The following is a 20,244-nucleotide window of genomic DNA, read 5'->3' on the forward strand; positions in this document are numbered from 1 at the left end:
ACGGTATGACTAGTATCGCTTCGTCAAAAAACCGTGCCCGGACGGCCCGCCCCTCACCGGCCGGCCGCCAGTCCCAAGGAGTCAGCTCTGCGCGCGCGTGCGAATCGGCGGCCCCCGACGCCGAAGGGCCCCCGCAGGCGTCCACGCCTGTCCCTGCGGACGGCGCTGCTCGTCCTGGCCGTCGTCCCCAGCATCGCCCTGGTCGCCCTCTGGGCCGTGACCAGCGGTGAGACCATCGCCGACTTCCAGCGACTGGCCGACCAGGCCACCATCGCGCAGAAGGCCGGCCAACCGTCCAACATCGTCTACTACAACCTCCAGGAGGAGCGCCGGCTCAGCGCCGAGGCGCTCGCCCGGCCCGGCTCCAACGCCGACCAGCTGCGCCGCCAGCGCCAGCTGACCGACGACGCGGTCCGGCAGTTCCAGACCCTCTCCGGGGCAACCGCCGACAACGCCCCCGCCGAGGTCCGCTCCGCCGTCGCCGAGGCCCGCCAGGCCATGGGCAAGCTGGCCGAACAGCGTGCCGCCGTCGACCGCGCCACCACCGACCAGCAGAGCGTCTTCGCCTACTACACCGACCTGATCAGCGTCGACCTGCGGCTGTTCACCGCGCTCAGCCGGGTCGACACCGGCGAGGTCACCTGGCTGTCCAAGACCCTGGTCAACTCCTTCTGGGCCAAGGAGATGATCTCCCGCGAGGACGCCGTCCTGGCCCGCGGCTGGCCCACCGGACGGCTGTCCGCCACCGACTACCAGCAGGTCCAGCAGCTGATCGGCGCGCAGGACCACCTGCTCAACGTCCAGGTCCTGCCGTACATCCCGGACACCGAAGCACCGGCCTGGCACGACCTGGTCAACAGCCCGTCCTGGCAGGCCAAGGCCGCCGTCGAGCAGGCCCTGCTCAAGCCCACCGCCGCCGACGCCGCCGGCACCGTCAGGCTCCCGGCCACCCAGGACCAGTGGCGCCAGGCCCTCGACGGGCTCAACCCGCCACTGGTCAAGGCCATCGAGGACCGCACCAACGGCATCATCGAGGTCGCCAAGAGCGCCATCATCGGCATGCTCACCCGGGTCGTGCTCACCACCGTCATCGGCCTGATCACGGTCGTCGCGGTCGTCATCGCCTCCTGGCGCCTGAGCCGCTCCCTGCGCCGCCGCATCAAGGACCTGCACACCCAGGCCGAGGAGATGCAGCGCACCCTGCCCGAGGTGGTCGAGCGCCTCGGCCGCGGCGAGCAGGTGGACGTCGAGGCCGAGACCCGCACCATCACCGCCGGCCCGCACGGCAACGGAACCGACGAGCTGGCCCGGCTCGGCCAGGCGCTCAACCTGGCCCGCTCCGCCGCCCTGGAGTCCGCCGTCGGCCAGGCCGAGCAGCACCGCGGCTTCGAGCGGCTGCTCCAGCGCATCGCCCGCCGCACCCAGCTGCTGATCGGCCGCCAGCTGCGCAAGCTGGACGAACTGGAGCGCAAGCACGACGACCCGGAGGTCCTGGAGGGCCTCTTCGACCTCGACCACCTCACCGCCCGCCTGCGCCGGTACGAGGAGAACCTCGTCATCATGGCCGGCGGCCAGCCGCAGCGGCGCTGGCGCAAGCCCGTCCCGCTGCTGGACGTGCTGCGCGCCGCACAGGGCGAGGTGCAGGACTACCGCCGGATCTCGATCGACATCGAGGGCGACCCGTGGCTGTCCGAACGGGCCGTCGGCCCGGTGGCGCACGTGCTCGCCGAGCTGATGGAGAACGCCACCACCTTCTCCAAGCCGCCCACGCCGGTCGAGGTGCGCGCCGCCGTGGTCGGCCGCGGGCTCGCGATCGAGATCGAGGACCGGGGCCTGGGCATGGACCCGGAGCAGTACGACGCCGCCAACGAGCTGATGAGCCGCCCGCCGCGCACCGACGTGCTGGCCCGGGCCGACGACATCCGCCTCGGCTTCCACGTGGTCTCCCGGCTGGCCGCCCTGCACGGGCTGAGGATCGAGTTCCGCCCGTCCGCCTTCGGCGGCACCCGGGCGGTCGTGCTCGTCCCGGACGAGCTGGTCATCGAGGGCGACACCGGGCTGCCGGACGGCGCCGGCGGTACGGCCACCGAGCCCATCCCGCTGGTGCGCCGCTCGCGCCGGGCCGTGCGCTCGGCCTCCGACGAGACGCCCGCCCCGGTGCCGGCCGGTCCGCCGGTCGCGCCGGTGGACTCCTTCGGCCTGGACTCCTTCGGCCAGGGCGGCTTCGTCCCGCAGGCCGCTCCGGTACCGCTGCCGCTGCCGCTGTCCTCGACGGGCGTCGGGGCGGACATCGGGGCGAGTGTCGAGACGGGCGCGGAAACGACCGCCGGGACGACCGCCGAGGCCGAGCCGGAAGCCACCGTCCACGAGATCCCGCTGCCGGAGGCGCCGTTCCCGCAGGGACAGCCGTTCCCGCACGGGCAGCCCTACCAGCCCGAACAGCCCTTCCCGCAGGAGCAGCCCTACCAGCCGTACGAGTCCGGGCAGCCCTACGAGTCCGGGCCGTCCCACTCCTCCGGGCCGTCGGTCCGGCCGGAGCAGCCGATCGAGCACAGCTCCCCGGCCGACCCGGCACCCGCCCTGGACGTCCCGGCCTACCCGGACATCGCCTACGCCCGGGTCACCGAGGCCGAGGCCCCGTACGCCGACGAGCAGTACCGCCCGGCCGACCACTACCGGCTGGCCGAGCGCCGGCAGCGCCGCGAGTACCGGACCTCGGTGCCGTTCAGCCCGGCCGAGGGCGGCCAGGCCCCACTGCCGCAGCGCGTCCGGCAGGCCAGCCTGGCGGCCGAGCTGCGGGTGCCCCCGCCGGAGCGGTCGCCGTGGGTCGAGCGGCCCGCCGCCGGGCCCACCGCCCCGCCCGCGGGCCCGGTCGAGCGCACCGACTGCCCGGTGCGGCGCTCGGGTGCGGCGATCGGCGCCTTCCAGCGCCAGTCCCGCGCCGCCCGGGCCCAGGACAGCGGCGAGCACCCGCTGCCCGCCGCCCCGCCGGCCCCCTCCCCCGCACCCGCCGGCCACCCGGCTCCCGCGCCCGCCCCGTCCCCCTGGGCCCTTCCGGCCGCGGACACCCGAACCACACGAACGGATGACCAGTCATGAACCGCACGATCGCCACCCACCAGGACCTGGACTGGCTGCTGGACGGACTCGTCGACTCGGTGCCCGGGACCAGGAACGCCGTCCTGCTCTCCGACGACGGTCTCGTGGTCAGCCACTCCCGCACCATCGAGCGGGCCGACGCCGAACGGCTGGCCGCCGTCGCCACCGGCCAGCAGAGCCTGGCCCGCGGGGTCGGGGCGCTGTTCGACGGCGGCCCGGTGCACCAGGTGATCGTCGAGCTCGCCGAGTGCTGGCTGTTCGTCATCGCCGCCGCCCAGGGCACCCACCTGGCCGTGGTCGCCTCCCAGGAGGTGGACGCCGAGGTGATGTCCGTCGCGATGCACACCCTGGTGCAGCAGGTCGGCCAGAAGCTCACCACCCCGGTCCGCGGCGAGGGCGCCCCCGCCGCCCCGGCGTCCTTCGACGCCTTCGCCTCCCGGAACCGGGGCTGACCCGGGTGGAACCGTACGGGAACGACGCCTGGGGGGACGGCCTCGACGACGGCCGGCAGGCCGGCCCGCAGTCCGACGGGGACGACGGCCGGCGGCGCGGCGCGGTGCCGCACTGGAGCGAGCTGGAGGAGGACGACGCGGAGGAAGAGACGGGCAGCATGGTGCGCCCGTACACGATCACCCGCGGCCGGACCGCGCCCGAGCGCGACGACCTCACCCTCATCACCGTGCTCACCACGGTCGAGGCGGAGGCCGACGCGGCCCTGGCGCGGGGCAGCCGCGCCGGTGCTCGCGGCCTGCAGCCCGAACACCGGCTGATCCTCGAACGCTGCCGGCGTCCCATCGCCGTCGCCGAGGTGTCGGCGGGCCTGGACCTCCCGGTCTCGGTCACCAAGATCCTGCTGGGCGACCTGGTCTCCCAGGGCCTGCTGAAGGCCCGGGCACCGCTCTCGGTGGCCCGGGCCGCCGGGGGCGTGGACCTCGGCCTGCTCACGGCCGTACGCGAAGGACTCCGGAGACTCTGAACATGGCAACACCCCACTCCGCCATCGACGCCCCCGCCGCCCCGGCCGCCGTCAAGATCCTGATCGCGGGCGGCTTCGGCGTGGGCAAGACCACCCTGGTCGGCTCGGTCAGCGAGGTCACCCCGCTGCGCACCGAGGAGTACCTGACCCGGGCCAGCGTCGGCATCGACGACCTGGCCGGCGTCGACCAGAAGACCACCACCACCGTCGCGCTCGACTTCGGGCGGATCACGGTCAGCCCCGAGCTGGTCGTCTACCTGTTCGGCACGCCCGGCCAGGAACGCTTCTGGTTCATGTGGAACGACCTGGTCAACGGCGCCCTCGGCGGGATCGTCATCGCCGACACCCGCCGGCTGGAGACCAGCTTCGCCTCCATCGACTTCTTCGAGAGCCGGGGCATCCCGTTCGTGGTCGCGATCAACTGCTTCCACAACACCAACACCCGCACCCCCGACGAGATCCGGGCCGCGCTCGACCTCGACCCGCAGGTGCCGATGCTGCTCGGGGACGTGCGCGAGCGCGCCTTCGGCCGGGACCTGCTGCTCGCCCTGGTCGACCACCTGATGGACCTCGCCGCCACGCGCGCCGGCTGAACCGGTCCCGGCCGAACCCTCATGCGGCCGGCCGGCTCCGGCCGAGCCCCCGCACTCCTGCGAACTTCCCTTCGGAGCGTCCCTCATGACCAGACCCCTGCGCGTCCTCGTCAACGGTGGCGGCATCGGCGGCCTCACCCTCGCCACCGCCCTCGCCCAGCGCGGCCACCAGGTCGACGTCGCCGAGCTGCGCGAGCAGCTGGAGGCCCTCGGCGTCGGCATCATCCAGCCGTCCAACGCCCTGCACGTGATGCGCGAGATCGGCGTCCTGGAGGACTGCCTGTCCGTCGGCTTCCCGTGGGAGGTGCTGACCATCTGCGACCCGGCCGGCGCCACCCTCGCGAAGATCCCGCAGCCCCGGATGGGCGACGTGCCCTCCAACAACGGCATCCCGCGCCCCGCGCTGGCCCGCGTCCTGGCCGACGCCGCCGCCGGGGCGGGCGTGACGGTCCGCTTCGGCACCACCGTCGGCACCCTGCACGAGGACGCCCACGGCGTCGAGGTCGCCCTCACCGACGGGCACGTCGGCCGCTACGACCTGGTCGTCGGCTTCGACGGCATCGGCTCGCCGCTGCGCCGCCACCTGTACGGCGAGAAGTACGTCCCCGAGTACACCGGCTTCGCCAACTGGCGTGTCACGCTGCCGCGTTCGCCCGAGGTTCAGGGCGTGGTGATGTCCTCCGGCAACCTCAGCGCCAAGGCCCTGCTCACCCCGATCAGCACCGAGCAGATGTACCTGGGCTCGGTCTTCGCCGAGGCCGAGGACTTCCGTCCGGACCCGGAGCGCGCCCACGAGCAGCTGCGCGAGCGGCTGGCCGGCTTCGGCGGGCCGATCGCCGAGGCGCTGGCGCTGATCACCGACCCGGCCGCCGTGGTCCACTCGCGGATCTCCCAGGTCACCGTCGAGGAGCCCTGGCACGTCGGCCGGATCGTCCTGGCCGGCGACGCCGCCCACGCCTCCACCCCGCACCTCGCCCAGGGCGCCGCGATGGCCGTCGAGGACGCGCTCGTGCTCGCCCAGAGCCTGGACGCGGCCGACACCGTGCCGGCCGCCCTCGCCGCCTGGGAGGAGCGCCGCCGCCCCCGCGCCATGTGGGTCCAGGCCCTGTCGCGGGCCGTCCTCAAGCAGGAGACGGGCACGCCGACCACGCCGGAGGAGGACGAGCTCCTCAAGGTCGGCATCCCGGGCGCGGCTCACGTCCTGGTCCAGCCGTACTGACGGCTGCGGCCTCGACCCCTCCGCCCGGCTGCGGCCCCGGGCCCGGCGGCGCGTTTCGGCGCGCCGCCGGGCCGGGCGGCGGCGGGGCGGGCGGCGGGGCGGTTCAGCGACCGGCCAACTGCAGGATCCGGTACCCGAGCCACCCCGGCAGGACCAGCGCGAGGGCCAGCCCCGCCATCACCAGGTCGGCCTTCCTGGTGGCGAGTTGCGCCCTCCAGGCCATCGCCCGCTGCCGCCTCCCGGTCGCGGCCAGCGCCGTGTGGATGGTGCGGACCAGGTGCACGGTGGGCGTCCGCAGGGAGGAGCCGCCCGACCGGGCCGTCCACGCCGTCCGCCCCCTGCGCTCCTTCACCGGGAACACCCGGGGGGTCCAGTGGGCGTCGAAGGCGATGACGGCTCCGACCCAGTGCCCGCCCACGACCATCTCCCTGGGCAGCAGCGGGGTGGGGAGGCTCGCGTTCACCTGGCCGGCCAGCTCCGGAAAGCCGCGCGGGGCCAGCAGGATCAGCTTCGCCGGCGGCTGCGTGGCCCGGGCCTCCCCGATCTCCCACCGCAGCCCTTCCCCCGGCCCCAGCCGCAGCACGATCAGCTGGGACAGGTCCATCAACCGCCGCACGGTGCCCTGCCAGTCGTCGAGCGGCAGGTAGAACCGGGCCGCGCCCAGGAGCGGAAGGGTCTCCCCCGGCCGCCCCACCGCGATCACGGGACCGACGGCGCCCAGCGCGGCGGCGAACTGCACCTCCCGCGCGCGGAGGTCGCTCCTCGCCCTGTCGTCCACCCGGGCGGCCGCCTCGTCGTCGTCGAAGCTGCGCAGGTAGAGCACGGGTCTGCGACCGTCCCGGAGCAGGGCCTGGGCCGCCCCGCGAGCCGCGTACGGACGGGTGCTGCGCAGGACCAGGAGGCCGGCCCCCGCCGCCGCGACGCCGCCCGCCAGCAGCAGGAGCGACGCCTCCGGCGGGAGCGCGGCGCTGCGCTCCGACACGGCGACGGCGAGCGCGCCGCCCCCGGCCAGCACGCACCCTGCGGTGTTGGCGGCCAGGACGGCCCGCCGGCATCGCGGCCGCCGGGTGCCGTAGCGGTCGACGAGCGCGACGATCTCGGCGACCCCCGCCCGTCGGCGGTGCCGCAGCCACAGGGCGGGCCCGAGCAGTGCCAGGGCGACCGCCCCGCACCACAGCGCCCCCGCCCTGCTCGCGCGCACCTGCTGGCCCACGCCCACGTTGACCAGCAGGTGCAGGGCCGCGTACGCCGCCGCGAGCGCGACCGCCGTGATCCACCGGGCGAACATCCGTAGCCGGGACGACACGCCGACCACCCCCGAACCCTCGCGCAGCCGTTGAGCAGGACCCTTCAATCCGATACCGCAACGGACGGGCCGTCATGCGTGTGCGATCGGCGCCGGTTCCCCGGCTCACGCCCCGAGCGGGACGGCCCGGAGCGCGTCCGGGCCGTCCGTCAGCGGATCCTCCGCAGCGTCACGCGCCGGCCACCACGGGCTCGTAGGGATCAACCCGCCGAACGGAGCGGCGCCGGGCGGGCCGAGGGCACCGGCCGGCTGATCTGGTCCCGGCGGTCCCACACCGCCTTGGAGATGCGGGCGAGCAGGCGGGCCGCCGGGTCGGTGCGGTCCGTGCCGTCGGCGAGCGGGCCGCTGTAGCAGACGGCGATCAGGTAGGGCGGGCAGTCGGCCGCCTGGACGAGGCCCACGCCGAGCCGGGTGCCGGGGATCCAGCCGTTCTTGAAGGCGATCCGGGTGTTGGAGGGGAGCCCGGCGGCCAGGTCCACCCGGAACTCGTTGCATTCGAGGAGGCCGAGGAGTTCGGGCTCGTCGGCGAGCGAGCGCAGCAGCCGGACCAGGTCGCGGGCGCTCACCCGGTTGTGCACGCCCCGGGCGCGCGCCGCGTAGTCCTCGATCCCGCGCGGGGTGGCGCTGTGCGTGGCTCCGGCGCGGCGCCACACGTCGGCGACGGCCTGCTGGGTGGTGCGGGCCAGGCAGATGTTGGTGGCGAGGTTGGAGGAGTGGGTGATCATCCGCTCGGCGAGCAGCCGGAGCGGGACGTGGGTGCCGAGCAGTTCCCAGGGCAGCGGGTCGCTGTCCCGGTCCGGGTCGTTGCCGAACTCCCCGCCCACGACGGACTCGAAGCGGTTCACCACGGGGACTTCGGCGTCGAGACTGACGCCGCCGCGGCAGAGCGCGGCGAGCACGGCGACCTTCATCGTGCTCGCGGCGTCGTGCAGTTCGTCCGGGTTGTGGAGGAACACCGGCTTCGAGTCGCCCATCCAGGGGGCCACCACCACAGAGAGCATGGAGGAAGGGTAGGGCAGAACCGGTCGGACCTCGACGGTTGCGGCGCACGACACGAACCCGCGGCAGCCGCGGCGGCCCGTCAGCCGCCGGGAGGCAGCGCCACGGGCTTGCGCAGCAGCCACTGGCCGGCCGTCCGCCGCGGCTGCCGCACGACGATCCGGCCGTGGCGCTTCCTGCCGACCAGCTCCACGCGCAGGGCGACCGGCCCGCCGGAGTCCGGCGCCCGGTCGTTCCTGACCCTGCTGAACTCCAGTGCCAGGGCGTCGGAGTCGACCACGACGCCGGGCCCGGTGATCAGCGTCAGGGTCTTGCCCTCCATGTCCAGGTCGATCCGCAGGGTGTCCTGGGTGATCACCGCCTGGGTGAAGTCGAGCGTCACGTCGCACCACTCCACGAAGAGCTCCAGCCGTCGCGGCACCACCCAGCGCCCCTCCCGCCTGACCGCGCTCCACCGCTGGTCGATCCGCAGGACGTCCTTGACCTCCGCCACCACCCCGTCGGCGGAGATCGACACCGGCGGCAAGTCGGCCGTCAGCCCGGCCAGTTCGCCGAGCGTCCGCGCCGACAGGGCGGCCTCCAGGCGCTCGTCCAGCTCGTCCGGGGTCAGCCGGCCGTCGCCCGCAGCGATCCGCAGCAGCTCGGCCACCCGGTCCCGGTCGGCATGGGAGGCCCGCATCCCGGACTGCTGCGGGCCGCGGCCGGAGTGCGTCCCGGCGGGCACGATCTCTCCCGGCATACTTCCCGTCCTGAACTCGACGATGGTTCGTCACGCGTCGGGGTCGGCGACACGAACGGGAACTCACGATATATCGCGATAGGAGTTCCCGCCAGACCGCTCAGCGGGACGGGCCGTCCGCGGCGCGCGGGCTCACCAGCATGCGGATGTCGTCGGCGGCCCACAGCACGAACCGTTCGACCGGGACCACCCGGTGGCCCGGCTCGGGCCGGAAGCCGAGCCGCTTGAGCAGGACGGCCAGCAGCACCAGGGCCTCCGTCATGGCCAGGCCCGCCCCCTCGCAGGCACGCGGGCCCAGGCCGAACGGGATCCAGGCCAGCCGGGGGCGCCCCGCCGACTCCTCGGGAGTGAACCGCTCGGGCCGGAACCGCTCCGGCTCGGGCCAGTACGCGGGGTTCAGGTGGACGGCCAGGATCGGGAGGAGGACCACCGCCCCGGCGGGGACGGTGTACCCGCCGACGGCCAGCGGACCGGCGGTCCACCGGGCGCCGTACGGGCCGGGCGGGTAGCGGCGCAGCGACTCGCGCAGGACCATCCCCAGGTACGGCAGCCGGTGCAGGTCGACGTGGTCGGGCGCCGGGCGGTCGCCGAGGACCCGGTCGAGCTCCTCGGTGACGCGCGCGGCCGCCTCCGGGTGGGCGGCGAGCAGGTGCAGCGTCCAGGAGACGGCCACACCCGTGGTGTGGTGGGCGGCCAGCATCACGGCGAGGACGGTGTCACGGATCCTCGCGGGGCTCTCGCCGGCCTCGACGAGGGCGCCGATCAGGTCGCTGCGGTCACGGGTGCTGGTGTTGGGGTTGTCGGTGCCGGGGCCGCCTGCGCCGCGGTCGCGGGTGCCGGGGCCGCCGGCGCCCGGGCCGTCCGGGCGGTGCGCGGCGATCACCCGGTCGACCGTCGCCCGCAGCCGGGCGAGGGCCCGCGCGGTCCGTTCGACGTGCTGCTCCGGGGCCTGCTCGGCCGGATCCCGGTAGAGGCGCTCCAACCGGTCGGCGAGCACCGCCTCGAAGGCCTCGACCACGCCGTCCGGGTCCTCGACCTCGCCGCCCAGGGCGTAGCCGCAGACCATCCGGAGGGAGAGCCCGGCCAGTTCCCGCTGGAGCTCGACGGACCGCCCGGCGGGCAGGGCGGCCCAGCGGTCGGCGAGCCCGGTCGCCAGGGCGGCGAAGCGGGCGACGTGCCGTTCGTGCGAGGGCCGTCCAGCCAGGACGGTGAGCAGCAGCCGGCGCCACGGCCCGTGCTCGTCGGCCGGGAGCACCTGGAGGTTGCCCGCCTCGAACAGCGGGTCCAGGAAGGAGAACAGCCGCCGGGGCCGCTCGTCGAGGTGGACCGCGGCCTCCAGCAGCACCGGATCGGCGATCGACACGGCGGTCCCGGCCCCGGGCAGCTGGAGCCGCGCGACGGGTCCGTACTCGGCGTGCAGCCACAGCTGGTAGGCGTGCAGGCCGCCCGCCCGCGCGATGGCGCCCACCCCGCCGTCGGCGCACGGTTCGGGCCCCGGGATCTCCATCGCACCTCCTCGTGACGGCGTGGGAAGTCGGCGGGGCCGACTTCCCGTGCTCCGGTCCTGCTCCGGCGTCAGTTGACGAAGTAGCTGAACCCGACCGTCGCCGCGGACATCCCGGCGGCGATCTCCCGCGTCAGCGACCCCTGACAGTTCGCCGCGGAGTACACGTCGACCCTCGCGTCCGTGAGGTTCTGGACGACTACGGGCGACACGGTCGGGTAGCACCCCCGCGCCGGGTTCCGGTGCGCCGCACCGTTCACCACCAGCACCCCCGTCGCCGCCTGTGCGGGCACGGCGAACGCGAGCACTCCGGCGGCGGCCAGCATCCCGACCGCGGCAATCCGACGACGCATGACTGTTCTCCCTTCCGAGGGCGCACGACCGGTTGCGGCGCCCTTCCGGGGCATGGATTCCCCCGCCGCCCCGTCCACGCCGGAACCCCCGCCGCAATCCCCCGAACCGACGCGGGCGTACGGGCTCCTACCAGGTCTCCAGCGAGGAGGAGATGTCGTTGAAACCGATGCTGCGCAACTCCATCTGCCGGAACTCCGGGGTGCCGAACGGCAGCACGAAGGTGTGCGAGTTCCCCGACCAGTGGATGTCGGACCACAGTCTCGTCACCTGCGTGCCCAGCATCCAGAAGGAGGAGATCCTGTCGTTCCAGTCGGCGAAGGGGAAATAGGTGACCTTCGTCAGGTCGTAATACCCCCTATTCGCATCCAGAAAGATATTGCCGCCGCCCAGATTGTCGTCCTCGTAGAACCAGGTCCGGGGGTGGAACTCGCGCGGCTGCGGTTCCGCCGAAAGCGCACGGGAGGTTCCCGCGCGGTGCACGTACTGCTCGAAGAACAGGATCCGCCACCACTGCTCGATGACCGCGATGTCGTCGACGACCAGCAGGTGACCGGCGCCCGGGGTCGACACCGCGTGCAGTTCCCGGCCGTTGAGCCGCGCGATGTCCTGCGGGTCGTGCAGCTCCCCCTCGAACATGAAGGGCAGGTCGGGCTGTTGATGAACGATCCGGGCGGCGACCTCCGGCGGCGCGGGCGCATGCGCGCGCAGGGGGTCGCTCGGGCGCAGCGCGTCGGCCCGGTCCCCCGCCGACGCCCGGAGGCCCTCCCGGAGCACCCGGACGCATTCCTCCAGTGAACCGATTCCCTGCGCCCCGAGTTCCGCGATTCCGTCGCTGATGTCGGCATCACCCGCAACCATCGCGGCCAGAAGTTCGAACGCCCTGCTGTCCTCGGAATGTGACATCGGAGGTATCCGTTCGACGGATTTACAGGCCGAGCCCGGTGCCCGGCCTCCGAATTCCAGCTTCCGCCCGAGGGCAGGGGGCCGCAACACCGGTCCGGACACCCGGAACGCCCGTCCGCGCCCCGGCTCCGGCCGGCCAGGCCGAGCGTGCGGAACGGCCGCGCACGGGGGTCGCCGGTGCGGCCCTCGGGCTGGGCCGCCCGGAACTCGTCCTGGTAGCGGCGGGTGCGGTCCTCTTCGCCGGGGACGTCCCCGTCCCGGCCGTCCCTCTCGTCCTGGTCCGCGCACCCTAGCGCCGCAGGTGGCGGCTCACATCGCCGACCAGGGTGATCCTCACCCGCCGCTCCGCGAACCGCCACCGCCCGTCCTCCCCGCGCACGAAGCGGTCGTGGTACCGGCCGGCGGCGATGGCCTGCAGCGGCAGTTCGGGCAGCGCCTGCAGCACCGTGACGTACGAGCGCGCGACCGCCGTCCCCGCCCGCTCGTCGACCTCGACGGCCAGGTTGCCGGTGACGTGCTGGGTCCGCGGCGTCCCGTCGGCGTACACGGCGATCGTCTCCCGGAACATCGCCTCGATCGCCGCGGCCCCGCGGACCGGCACGCCGCTGCCGACGAAGACGGCGTCGGCGAGCAGGGCGCCGAGCCCCGCGAAGTCGCCGTCGTCCACGAGTTCGGCGTAGCACGCGATCAGGTTCTCGATCGCGCGGTGGCTCGGTACCGGATCGACGGACGCGGACATGCTCTCCCCCACGGGCCCGGCGGCAGTCGGTTCCTCCGCCCCTCTCCCCGACTCTCCCACGCTTTTGACCGGGCGTCGGAAATCCGCTGGCGGGGACGGCTGCCGGGATGTTAGCTTCCAGTCGCCCGTGAAACCGCCCGAGGAGGTGAGCCCCGTGAACGCAGTACCGATATGGGTGCTCCCCCTGGAGATCACGGCTGGCGACTGACCCAGGTGTCGCCGGGAGCGCCGCTTCGAGCAGGCATTCCCGAAAGGCAACACCGATGCACTCTTCCCTGTCTCTTCAGTCTCCTCGGTCTCTTCGGTTCACCGCCGAGTCCTCGGCGAACGGCATGATCGAGCGCGACTTCACCGTGGGCGGCGTCCCCGGTGTGCTCTGGTCCCCCGTCCGCGCCGGAGCCGGCGCGCCCTCCGCCTCCGGCACCCGTCGTGCGCCCCTGGTCCTGATGGGCCACGGCGGCGGCACTCACAGGAAGCACCCGTCCATGTCGGGCCGGGCGCGGCTCCTGGTGGCCGGCTGCGGCTTCCACGTCGCCGTCCTCGACGCCCCCGGGCACGGCGACCGGCCGCGCAGCGCGCACGACGAGGCGGAGATCGCCGAGCTGTACCGCGCCCGGGCGGCGGGCGAGCCGGAGGGGCCGGTCGTGGTGCGCTACAACGCGCACCTGGCGGAGCTCGCCGTGCCCGAGTGGCGGGCGGCGCTGGACGCGCTCCAGCAGCTTCCGGAGATCGGCACCGACGGGCCGGTCGGCTACTTCGGCCTCAACATGGCCACCGCGATCGGCGTGCCGCTGGTAGCGGTCGAACCCCGGATCACGGCCGCGGTGTTCGGGCTGCACTGGCCGGACGCCCTGGCCGAGAAGGCGCGGCGGATCACCGTCCCGATCGAGTTCGACCTCCAGTGGGACGACGAGCACATCCCGCGCGAGGCCGGCCTGGCGTTGTTCGACGCGTTCGCCTCGACGGAGAAGACGCTGCACGCGAACACCGGCCGGCACAAGGACCTGCCCCGCTTCGAGGCCGACAGCGCGGTCCGCTTCCTCGCCCGCCACCTCGGCCGCCCGGCGTCCGGTCCGGCGACCGGCCCGGCACAGGGGGCGGCCCCTGTGCCGGTGTCCGGGCCGGACGCCGCGTCGGCCTGACGCGAACGGTCGCGGCGCCCGGCGGCTACCGGCCGGGCGCCTCGGCCAGCCGGGAGATCTCGGCGGCGACGGCCTCCGGTTCGGCGGCGACGGTGACGCGGGCGACGCCGTCCAGGCCCGGGTGGGCGCCGACCCGGACGGAGTGCCGGGCGTTGCGCAGCAGGTCGAGGTCGTTGATGTCGTTGCCGAAGGCGTTGTACGCGTCGATCCCCAGCGAGGTCAGCGCCTCCCACTTGTTCGTGGTGCCCGGGGCGAAGTCGATGATCGCCTCGTCGAGGTGGTGGTTGACGGTCATCCCGAGCGCGCGGCCGGCCTCCGCGAGGGCCGCCGGGTCGGCCGCGTCGACCACCAGGAACTTGACCACGGCGGGGAGTTCGGCGAGCTCCACCCGGCGGGCCAGGCCGCCCTGGTCGACCCGGCCGCGGATCGGGTGGTCGGCCGGTCCGGTGTAGGCGTAGTCCCACGGGCCGTCGGCGAGGTAGCCCGCCCGGAACCGCTCGACCTCGGTCAGCAGCCGGTCGAGGTCACCGGCCTCGAACGCGGCCCGCGCCCGCACCCGGCCGCCGACGGAGACCAGGCTGCCGTTGCCGCCGATCAGCGTGGCGGCGGGAAAGGCCCCGTCGAGGACGGGCAGGAGGTCGCGGACCGGCCGGGCGGAGGCGAAGACCAGCTGGTGCCCGGCCCGCTCGCAGTCCGCCAGCGCGGCGAGGATCCGGCGGTCGATCGTCCGCCCGTCGAAGCAGAGGGTGCCGTCGATGTCGAAGACCGTGGTGCGGGCGCTGGTGGTGATCATCGTGCGATCGTATCCAGGCGGTGCGGTGCACGATCCCGCGGCCCTTCGGGTACGGCCGGAGCGGGAAGTCGGCGGGCCCGACGTCCCACTCCGGCCGAAGCCCTCCGACACGTCCCCGCCGCCACGTCCCCGCCGTCCGGGCGGGACGGTCACGCGCGGGCCGGGCCGGTCGCCGGTCGCGCCGCGCGGCGGTGGCGGCGGACGGCGTCGCGGTTGGCGCAGAGCTGGGAGCAGTAACGCCGGCGGCCGGTCCGCGTGGTGTCGGCGAAGAGGGTGGTGCACTCGGCGACGGCGCACCGGCCGAGCCGGTGCATGCCGCGGCCCACCAGGTGGAAGGCGGTGCCGACGGCGATCAGGGTGGACAGCACGGCGGCGAACGGCTGGTGGTCGTCGCGGTAGTGGAGGTGCCAGCCATCGGCGTGGTCGGTCAGCCGGGGGTGGGCGGCGTCGGCGGCCAGCATCCGGTTGAGCCGTTCGGCCCGTTCGCGCTCGTCGGCCGCGTCGACCACCGACTCCCAGCTGTCCAGCAGGGCCAGGATGCGCGCCAGGTCCGCCGGCAGGACCGGTCCGTCGACCACCAGCCCGGCCGCGCGGCAGCGGTCCACCAGTTCCCCGGCGGTTCCGGGGCGCCGGTTGGCCAGTTCCGCGGCGAGGTGCACGGCGCCTTCGCCGTAAGGGTTGAGATGCATAAGACCATGACACCAGGCTGCTGAGCATGAGTCAGCACACCGACACCGAGAAGCACTCCGGGCCGAGGGCCGTCGGGGACGCCGCCCGCCTGCTCCGGTACCGCTGGGTGGTCCTCGGCGTCGCCACCGTCACCCAGGCCGCCTCCGGCTTCTTCGTCCAGGGCATCGGGGCGATGGCCGTCCCCCTGCAGCAGTCACTGGACGTCAGCACGACCCGGATCGGCCTGCTCCTGTCCGCCTCCCAACTGGTGCCGCTGGTCGGCCTGCTGGTGGCCGGTGCGCTCCTGGACCGGCACAACGAGCGCTGGGTCGTCGGCATCGGTTCCGCCGTGGTCGCCGCGGCCCTGCTCCTCGGCGGCCTGGCGCAGGGGTACGCCTCCCTGCTCGCCGTCCTGCTGGTCGTCGGCGCCGGGTACAGCACCGTGCAGCCCGGCGGCAGCAAGTCGGTGGCCGTCTGGTTCGCCCCGGCGCAGCGGGGACTGGCCATGGGCGTCCGCCAGGCGGGGCTGCCGCTGGGCGGCGCACTCGCCGCCGCCGTCCTGCCGCTGGTGGCCGTGGCGCACGGGTGGCGGGCGGCGCTGGTGGTCGGCGGGCTGGTCGCCCTCGTGGGCGCCGGGCTCTTCACCGCCCTCTACCGGCGGCCGCCGGCCGCCACGGCCGCGCGCCCCGCTCCCGGCACCGCCGCGCCGACGGCCTCCGTCGGCTCCCGGCTGCGGATGCTCCGCGAGCCGGCCATGACGAGGATCCTGTTCTCCGGCCTGAGCCTGGTCTCGGTGCACAGCGGCATCGGCGTGCTCGGCGCGCTGTACCTCCACGACGTGACGGCCCTCGGCCCCGGTCCGAGCGCCGCCGTCCTGGTGGCGGTCCAGGTGGCGGGGGCGGCCGGCCGGATCGCGCTGGCGGCCTGGAGCGACCGCAGCCGTGCCGGGCGGTACCGGCCCGTCCTGGTCTGCCTGGGCGCGGTGGTGGCCGGGTTGACGGTCCTGACGACGCCGGCGGGCCACTCCCCCGTGGTGGCCGCCCTCCTGTTCACCTGGCTGGGCTTCTTCGGCATCGGCTGGTACGGCCCCTGGGTGGCCCACCTGGCGGAGTCGGCCCCACCGGGCCGGACCGGCTTCGCCCTCGGGCTGGTCATGGCCGTCAACCAACTGGCCGTCGTCCTGGTCCCGCCCGCCCTCGGGCTGCTCCGCGACACCACCCACGGCTTCACCGCCGCCTGGGCCGCCCTCGCCGCGGCCACGGCCGCGACCCTCGTGCTGACCGCCCGCGGCGGTGGCGGCGGCGGGCGCGGCACCCCTGCCGCCACGGGCCGCACACCGGCGGGTACCGTACGGCCGTGAGCAACGAGACGCCTCCCGGGTGGTACCCGGTCCCCGGTCCGGACGGCGCCCCCGGCCACGAGCGCTGGTGGGACGGCAACGCCTGGACCAGCGACGTCCGGCCGGTCCAGGGCGGCTACGGCTACCCGGGCCAGGAGGCGCCCCCGGCGCAGCAGGCGTACCCGGCCCACCCCGGCCAGCAGGCCTACCCCGGCCCGCAGGCGTACCCGGGCCCGCAGTCGTTCCCGGCCGCGGGCTACGGCCGGCCCGGCCCCGGCCCCGGCTACCCGCCGATGGCCGCGGCCCCGCTCCCCGCCCCCAGGCGGGCCAAGCCGGGCGTGATCATCGCCGTCGCGGTCGGCGTCCTGGCGGTCGGCGGCAGCATCGCCGGAGTCGCGCTCAGCCACGGCGGCGACCCGGCGGCGGACCCGACCACCGACCCCACCGTTTCCGTCAGCCGCAGCACCGGCCCGACCACGAGCCCCGGCCCCACCCCGAAGCCGGCCACGCCCAAGCCCGCCCCGGTCCTCAGGAGCACCGTCGCGGACCAGCAGCACTCGATCACCCTCCCGGTGTTCGAGGGCTGGGAGGTGACGACGACCGACACCCCGCAGTGGTCGGTCTACCTCGGCAGCGGCCGCTACACCTGCGCGAACGGCAAGGCCTGCATCCGCGGCCGGTTCTCGGTGGAGAAGAACACCATCCAGGGCGACAGCGCGAAGGCCGCCGCCGACGCCGCCATGCCGACCGTCGCCAAGCAGATCTTCAGCGGGATGACCTCGCAGACCGACTACGGCTCGGGCAGCCTCGCCGTCGCCGGCGTGGCCGGCTACGCGACCCGCTGGCACATCACCAACGCCGACGGCACCCAGGGCTACGTCCTGCTGGCCGCCCTCCCCGCGAAGGGCGGGGGCTACGTGGTCTTCGACGGCGGCGTGGACGACGACCCGGCCGCCCCGGACGTCTCGGTGCTGGACCAGATCCTCCTGGGCGTCAAGAAGGACGACGCCCCCACCAGCGGCACCTGACGTCCCGTTCCGGCGGTGTCGCGACCGCCGTCGCCCTCGCGGCCACGGCCGTAGCCGTCCCGCCTCCGGGCACGGGGCCGCGCGGCTACGCCGGCCGGTCGTCCGGGAGCCGCTCCGGGAAGGTGGGCGGCGGGAGCGGGCGCGGGCGTACGGCGGGCCGGTCGCCGCGGCGCAGGACGAAGACCCCCGGGAGGGCGATCAGGCCGGGCCCGGCGAGCAGGCCGGCCAGCCACTGGCGGCCGTCCAGGCCGACGATCACCGAGCCCGCGAGCATTCCGGCGGCGAGCACGAAGCCGGCCACCAGCCCGCCGACGTAGAGCTGGTGGGCGCGCTGGTCCGTGCGGTCCTGAGCCGCGATCCGGGCGCGCTCGGTCACCTGCTCCTCCCGCATCCGGGCCGCTTCGAGCACCGAGGCCGACGCCGTCCGCTCGCGTTCCAGCGAAGCCTGGTGGCGTTCCCTGGCACTCTCCCGGGCGTGTTCGCGCCGGAGTTCCAGTTCGAGGTGCTCCAGGGCCACCCGCAGGTGCTCGGGCGGAAGCCGGGCCCACTGGGTGGCGATCTCCAGGGCCGTCGGACGGCGGGTGCGGCTCTCCTCGGGGGTGGTCACCGGTCGTCACCTCGGGGCGTGGGGGCGGTGCGGTCGGGGCTGCGGGCCGCGCCCGGCGGCGGGCCGAGCCGGAGGAAGAGGCGTTCCAGGCCCTCGGTGACGGTCTCGGCGGCCACCGGGGTCAGCGGGTCGTCGGCGAACTCCAGCAGGGGCCGGTGCCCGGCCCCGGCGCCGCTCCCGGCGACCGCCGCGTCGCCGTCCGCCCAGGCGAGGACGCTGCCGGAGACGTCGGACCGGAAGACCGGCCCGCTGCCCACCGGCCCCGCCTCCGAAAGACCCTCCGAAAGACCCTCCGAAAGGCTCTCCGAAAGACCCGGCGGCAGGCCCGCGGGGACGGGGAACCCCAGGCCCATGGGTGCGGGCCCGGTCGGCAGCGGGCTCTGGACGCGCCTCCCGGGCCCGTCCGCCCGTGCGCCCGGTCGTGGCGGCGTCGGCAGCGCCAGCGCGGCCAGCACCGCCGCGGCCAGCGCCGGAACGGCCGCCCACCCGCCGATCCCGGTGGCGGCGTACAGGACCAGCGTCCCGGCCCAGACCAGGACGGCCGCGCCGCCGAGCGCCGAACGTCTGCCCCCCACACCGCCCCCCTTCCTCCGATCCGAGCCTACCCATGACGAGGGCCCCCCGGTCGGAGAACTCCGCCGAGGGGCCCGGAAGGTGGCGAGGGGTCAGCTGTGCTGCGGGGCGGGCAGCGTCGCCGAGCCCGCGAGCAGCGGCCACTCCCGGTGGAACGGCGGCAGGGGCAGCTTGCCCTCGATGATCGGGGTCCCGAAGACCTTCAGGTGGGCGAGCAGCGAGCCGTTCAGGTCGACGCCGCCGACCAGCGACCAACTGCCCTGCGCCTGCGGCGGGTTGCCGGAGGAGTCGGCGACCAGAGAGCCCTCCGCCTGGGCGCGCAGATAGGGGGCGACGGTGGTCTCCACACCGACGGTGTCGTACAGGCCGAGGCTGATCTCGGCGCCGAGCGCGGCCCGCACGCCCGCCTTGCCGTTGAGCCGCACGTGCACCGGGGTGACCTTGGTCTCGGCGCTGGTGGCCGGGGTCCAGCCCTTGCCGCCGGTGTAGTCGGCGCGCACCGCCCAGGTGCCGGTGGCGTCCTGCTCCGCCTCCAGGTGGACCTGGCCGTCGGCGCTGACCTCCAGGTAGCAGGTGAGGCCGAGGTTGACGACCACCGGCAGGCCGGCGACGGTCAGCACCGGGCTGGCCTGAAGCTTGGCGAAGGGCACCCGGACGGGGGCCGCGCCGGTGCTGCGGGCGGCGTCGCCGGTGACCTTCCACTGGGCGTGGGCGCCGAGGTCGAAGCCGATCGAGGCGGTGCGCGGGCTGCCGGCCGCCGCGCCGTGGTAGGCGAAGTGGACGGCGGGGTGGAGCTGGAGCGAGCCGGACGCGTCGAGGCTCGCGCCGTCGGGCAGCGGGACGGGGGCCTTGAGGTTCACCTCCAGGGTGCCGGAGGCGTCGGCCTGGACGCCGTTCCCGGTCAGGCCGGCGGTCGCCTTGAGGTCCTTGACCAGCGGGGTCACGGTGATGCCGTGCGGGTCGACGGGGACGTTGCCGTCGGCCTCGGTGCCGCCGAGGAGTTCGGCCAGGGTGGCCGGACGGGTGGTCAGGGCGATGGTGTCGCCCGCGCCGGGCCGGACGCCGGTCACGGCGACCAGCGCGCCCTGCGGGGCGGCGGCGGTGGGCGGGCTGGCGATCAGCTGCCCGGGCTGGACGGCCGCGGCCGCGACTGCGGCAGGCGGGACGGCGCCCGGCGAGGTCGTGGCCGAGGCTGTGGGCGAAGCCGTGGCCGAAGCCGTGGGCGAAGCCGTGGCCGGGGCCGAAGCCGTGGCGGCCGGCCCCGTCGCCGACAGCACGGCCGTGCCGCCCGCCGGGTCGTAGGCCGTCAGCTGGAGGTTCTTCGCCGCCGCCGTGACGGCGCCACCGTCCTTGCCCGGGCTGCCGATCGCGGCCTGGTGGTCCCCGGCGGGTGCGGCGGTGACGGTGGTTCTGCTCGGGGTCGGACGGCCGGCGGCGGGGCTGCCCGCCTTGGCGCGCGGGGTGCCGCCGGCGGGCGGGGCGGCGGCCGGGCTGCCCCCGGCGGCGGTCGCGGCCGGGTCTGCGACGGTGGCGGCGGCCGGTGCGGCACCGGCCTGGGAGGTACCGGGGCTGGTCGGCCCGCACGCGGCGGCCCCGGCGAGGACGAGGGTGAGGACGGCGGGGCCGGCGGCCCTGCCTATGGAGCTCTTGAACACGCGGCGT

Annotated in this window: 20 protein-coding genes; 8 read left to right on the forward strand and 12 right to left on the reverse strand. The window is 75.1% G+C overall.

Going from position 1 to position 20,244, the window contains the following annotated elements; translation table 11 throughout:
- Positions 1-216 precede the first annotated feature (216 nt).
- From ACFVHV_RS21035 to ACFVHV_RS21055, 5 genes are all read left to right on the forward strand, one after another.
- On the forward strand, positions 217-3,099 hold the full coding sequence (locus ACFVHV_RS21035; RefSeq protein ID WP_380352644.1) for a nitrate- and nitrite sensing domain-containing protein: 2,883 nt from the start codon (positions 217-219) through the stop codon (positions 3,097-3,099).
- Positions 3,096-3,551, forward strand: a complete 456-nt coding sequence (locus ACFVHV_RS21040; RefSeq protein ID WP_359914137.1) for a roadblock/LC7 domain-containing protein — start codon at positions 3,096-3,098, stop codon at positions 3,549-3,551. Before ACFVHV_RS21035 ends, ACFVHV_RS21040 begins: the two co-directional genes overlap by 4 nt.
- Before the next feature lie 5 nt (positions 3,552-3,556).
- Entirely contained in the window at positions 3,557-4,075 is a 519-nt protein-coding gene (locus ACFVHV_RS21045; protein ID WP_380352646.1) for a DUF742 domain-containing protein, read from the forward strand.
- A 2-nt stretch (positions 4,076-4,077) separates the two neighbouring features.
- Positions 4,078-4,668 (forward strand): ATP/GTP-binding protein, encoded by a 591-nt coding sequence (locus ACFVHV_RS21050; RefSeq protein WP_359914140.1) that lies wholly within the window; start codon positions 4,078-4,080, stop codon positions 4,666-4,668.
- Between the two features lie 85 nt (positions 4,669-4,753).
- Positions 4,754-5,887, forward strand: a complete 1,134-nt coding sequence (locus ACFVHV_RS21055) for an FAD-dependent monooxygenase (protein WP_380352649.1) — start codon at positions 4,754-4,756, stop codon at positions 5,885-5,887.
- A 103-nt stretch (positions 5,888-5,990) separates the two neighbouring features.
- Here ACFVHV_RS21055 and ACFVHV_RS21060 read toward each other — a convergent pair whose 3' ends face one another.
- The 7 genes from ACFVHV_RS21060 to ACFVHV_RS21090 all read right to left on the reverse strand — a co-directional run bounded on the left by ACFVHV_RS21060 (position 5,991) and on the right by ACFVHV_RS21090 (position 12,431).
- Positions 5,991-7,241, reverse strand: a complete 1,251-nt coding sequence (locus ACFVHV_RS21060; RefSeq protein ID WP_380352650.1) for a transferase — start codon at positions 7,239-7,241, stop codon at positions 5,991-5,993.
- 152 nt (positions 7,242-7,393) lie between these two features.
- The gene (locus tag ACFVHV_RS21065) at positions 7,394-8,194 is read right to left on the reverse strand and encodes a serine hydrolase (RefSeq protein WP_380352651.1); all 801 of its coding nucleotides are present in this window, start codon (positions 8,192-8,194) and stop codon (positions 7,394-7,396) included.
- Positions 8,195-8,274: 80 nt separating this feature from the next.
- Positions 8,275-8,931, reverse strand: coding sequence for a DUF1707 domain-containing protein (locus tag ACFVHV_RS21070; protein WP_380352653.1), 657 nt, complete (start codon positions 8,929-8,931; stop codon positions 8,275-8,277).
- Between the two features lie 100 nt (positions 8,932-9,031).
- Complete coding sequence (locus ACFVHV_RS21075; protein ID WP_380352654.1) at positions 9,032-10,438, reverse strand: cytochrome P450; 1,407 nt, start codon at positions 10,436-10,438, stop codon at positions 9,032-9,034.
- Positions 10,439-10,506: 68 nt separating this feature from the next.
- Positions 10,507-10,788: a hypothetical protein gene (locus ACFVHV_RS21080; RefSeq protein WP_380352655.1), complete on the reverse strand. Its 282-nt coding sequence runs from the start codon at positions 10,786-10,788 to the stop codon at positions 10,507-10,509.
- Between the two features lie 127 nt (positions 10,789-10,915).
- The gene (locus tag ACFVHV_RS21085; protein ID WP_359913471.1) at positions 10,916-11,692 is read right to left on the reverse strand and encodes a peptidase inhibitor family I36 protein; all 777 of its coding nucleotides are present in this window, start codon (positions 11,690-11,692) and stop codon (positions 10,916-10,918) included.
- A 289-nt stretch (positions 11,693-11,981) separates the two neighbouring features.
- Positions 11,982-12,431, reverse strand: a complete 450-nt coding sequence (locus ACFVHV_RS21090) for a nuclear transport factor 2 family protein (RefSeq protein WP_380352657.1) — start codon at positions 12,429-12,431, stop codon at positions 11,982-11,984.
- Between the two features lie 332 nt (positions 12,432-12,763).
- Between ACFVHV_RS21090 and ACFVHV_RS21095 the strand changes: the two genes are divergently transcribed.
- Positions 12,764-13,573: an alpha/beta hydrolase gene (locus tag ACFVHV_RS21095; protein ID WP_359913477.1), complete on the forward strand. Its 810-nt coding sequence runs from the start codon at positions 12,764-12,766 to the stop codon at positions 13,571-13,573.
- A 25-nt stretch (positions 13,574-13,598) separates the two neighbouring features.
- Here ACFVHV_RS21095 and ACFVHV_RS21100 read toward each other — a convergent pair whose 3' ends face one another.
- Together ACFVHV_RS21100 and ACFVHV_RS21105 are read right to left on the reverse strand one after the other, a co-directional pair.
- Positions 13,599-14,366 (reverse strand): HAD family hydrolase, encoded by a 768-nt coding sequence (locus ACFVHV_RS21100; RefSeq protein WP_359913480.1) that lies wholly within the window; start codon positions 14,364-14,366, stop codon positions 13,599-13,601.
- Positions 14,367-14,515: 149 nt separating this feature from the next.
- Positions 14,516-15,055: a CGNR zinc finger domain-containing protein gene (locus ACFVHV_RS21105; RefSeq protein ID WP_359913482.1), complete on the reverse strand. Its 540-nt coding sequence runs from the start codon at positions 15,053-15,055 to the stop codon at positions 14,516-14,518.
- A 26-nt stretch (positions 15,056-15,081) separates the two neighbouring features.
- On the opposite strand from ACFVHV_RS21105, the gene ACFVHV_RS21110 reads away from it, so the two are divergent.
- Entirely contained in the window at positions 15,082-16,395 is a 1,314-nt protein-coding gene (locus ACFVHV_RS21110) for an MFS transporter (RefSeq protein WP_380352660.1), read from the forward strand.
- A complete protein-coding gene (locus tag ACFVHV_RS21115) occupies positions 16,392-17,402 on the forward strand; it encodes a DUF2510 domain-containing protein (protein ID WP_380352661.1) in 1,011 nt (336 codons plus the stop codon). Before ACFVHV_RS21110 ends, ACFVHV_RS21115 begins: the two co-directional genes overlap by 4 nt.
- Before the next feature lie 85 nt (positions 17,403-17,487).
- Here the strand turns inward: ACFVHV_RS21115 and ACFVHV_RS21120 are convergent, their stop codons facing one another.
- The 3 genes from ACFVHV_RS21120 to ACFVHV_RS21130 form a co-directional block, all read right to left on the reverse strand.
- On the reverse strand, positions 17,488-18,009 hold the full coding sequence (locus ACFVHV_RS21120; protein WP_380352663.1) for a hypothetical protein: 522 nt from the start codon (positions 18,007-18,009) through the stop codon (positions 17,488-17,490).
- Positions 18,006-18,584: a hypothetical protein gene (locus ACFVHV_RS21125; protein WP_380352664.1), complete on the reverse strand. Its 579-nt coding sequence runs from the start codon at positions 18,582-18,584 to the stop codon at positions 18,006-18,008. The genes ACFVHV_RS21120 and ACFVHV_RS21125 overlap by 4 nt, the downstream gene beginning before the upstream one ends.
- A gap of 90 nt (positions 18,585-18,674) precedes the next feature.
- Positions 18,675-20,237: a hypothetical protein gene (locus ACFVHV_RS21130; protein ID WP_380352666.1), complete on the reverse strand. Its 1,563-nt coding sequence runs from the start codon at positions 20,235-20,237 to the stop codon at positions 18,675-18,677.
- Positions 20,238-20,244: the final 7 nt, after the last annotated feature.

Source organism: Kitasatospora sp. NPDC127116, assembly GCF_042677365.1.
Taxonomy (GTDB): Bacteria; Actinomycetota; Actinomycetes; order Streptomycetales; family Streptomycetaceae; genus Kitasatospora; species Kitasatospora lactacystinica.

Coding starts and splice junctions, on each gene's coding strand:
- ACFVHV_RS21100 (WP_359913480.1), bottom strand. CDS start 14,366: ATGATCACCACCAGCGCCCGCACCACGGTCTTCGACATCGACGGCACC.
- ACFVHV_RS21070 (WP_380352653.1), bottom strand. CDS start 8,931: ATGCCGGGAGAGATCGTGCCCGCCGGGACGCACTCCGGCCGCGGCCCG.
- ACFVHV_RS21050 (WP_359914140.1), top strand. CDS start 4,078: ATGGCAACACCCCACTCCGCCATCGACGCCCCCGCCGCCCCGGCCGCC.
- ACFVHV_RS21065 (WP_380352651.1), bottom strand. CDS start 8,194: ATGCTCTCTGTGGTGGTGGCCCCCTGGATGGGCGACTCGAAGCCGGTG.
- ACFVHV_RS21080 (WP_380352655.1), bottom strand. CDS start 10,788: ATGCGTCGTCGGATTGCCGCGGTCGGGATGCTGGCCGCCGCCGGAGTG.
- ACFVHV_RS21090 (WP_380352657.1), bottom strand. CDS start 12,431: ATGTCCGCGTCCGTCGATCCGGTACCGAGCCACCGCGCGATCGAGAAC.
- ACFVHV_RS21105 (WP_359913482.1), bottom strand. CDS start 15,055: ATGCATCTCAACCCTTACGGCGAAGGCGCCGTGCACCTCGCCGCGGAA.
- ACFVHV_RS21075 (WP_380352654.1), bottom strand. CDS start 10,438: ATGGAGATCCCGGGGCCCGAACCGTGCGCCGACGGCGGGGTGGGCGCC.
- ACFVHV_RS21095 (WP_359913477.1), top strand. CDS start 12,764: ATGATCGAGCGCGACTTCACCGTGGGCGGCGTCCCCGGTGTGCTCTGG.
- ACFVHV_RS21110 (WP_380352660.1), top strand. CDS start 15,082: ATGAGTCAGCACACCGACACCGAGAAGCACTCCGGGCCGAGGGCCGTC.
- ACFVHV_RS21085 (WP_359913471.1), bottom strand. CDS start 11,692: ATGTCACATTCCGAGGACAGCAGGGCGTTCGAACTTCTGGCCGCGATG.
- ACFVHV_RS21040 (WP_359914137.1), top strand. CDS start 3,096: ATGAACCGCACGATCGCCACCCACCAGGACCTGGACTGGCTGCTGGAC.
- ACFVHV_RS21055 (WP_380352649.1), top strand. CDS start 4,754: ATGACCAGACCCCTGCGCGTCCTCGTCAACGGTGGCGGCATCGGCGGC.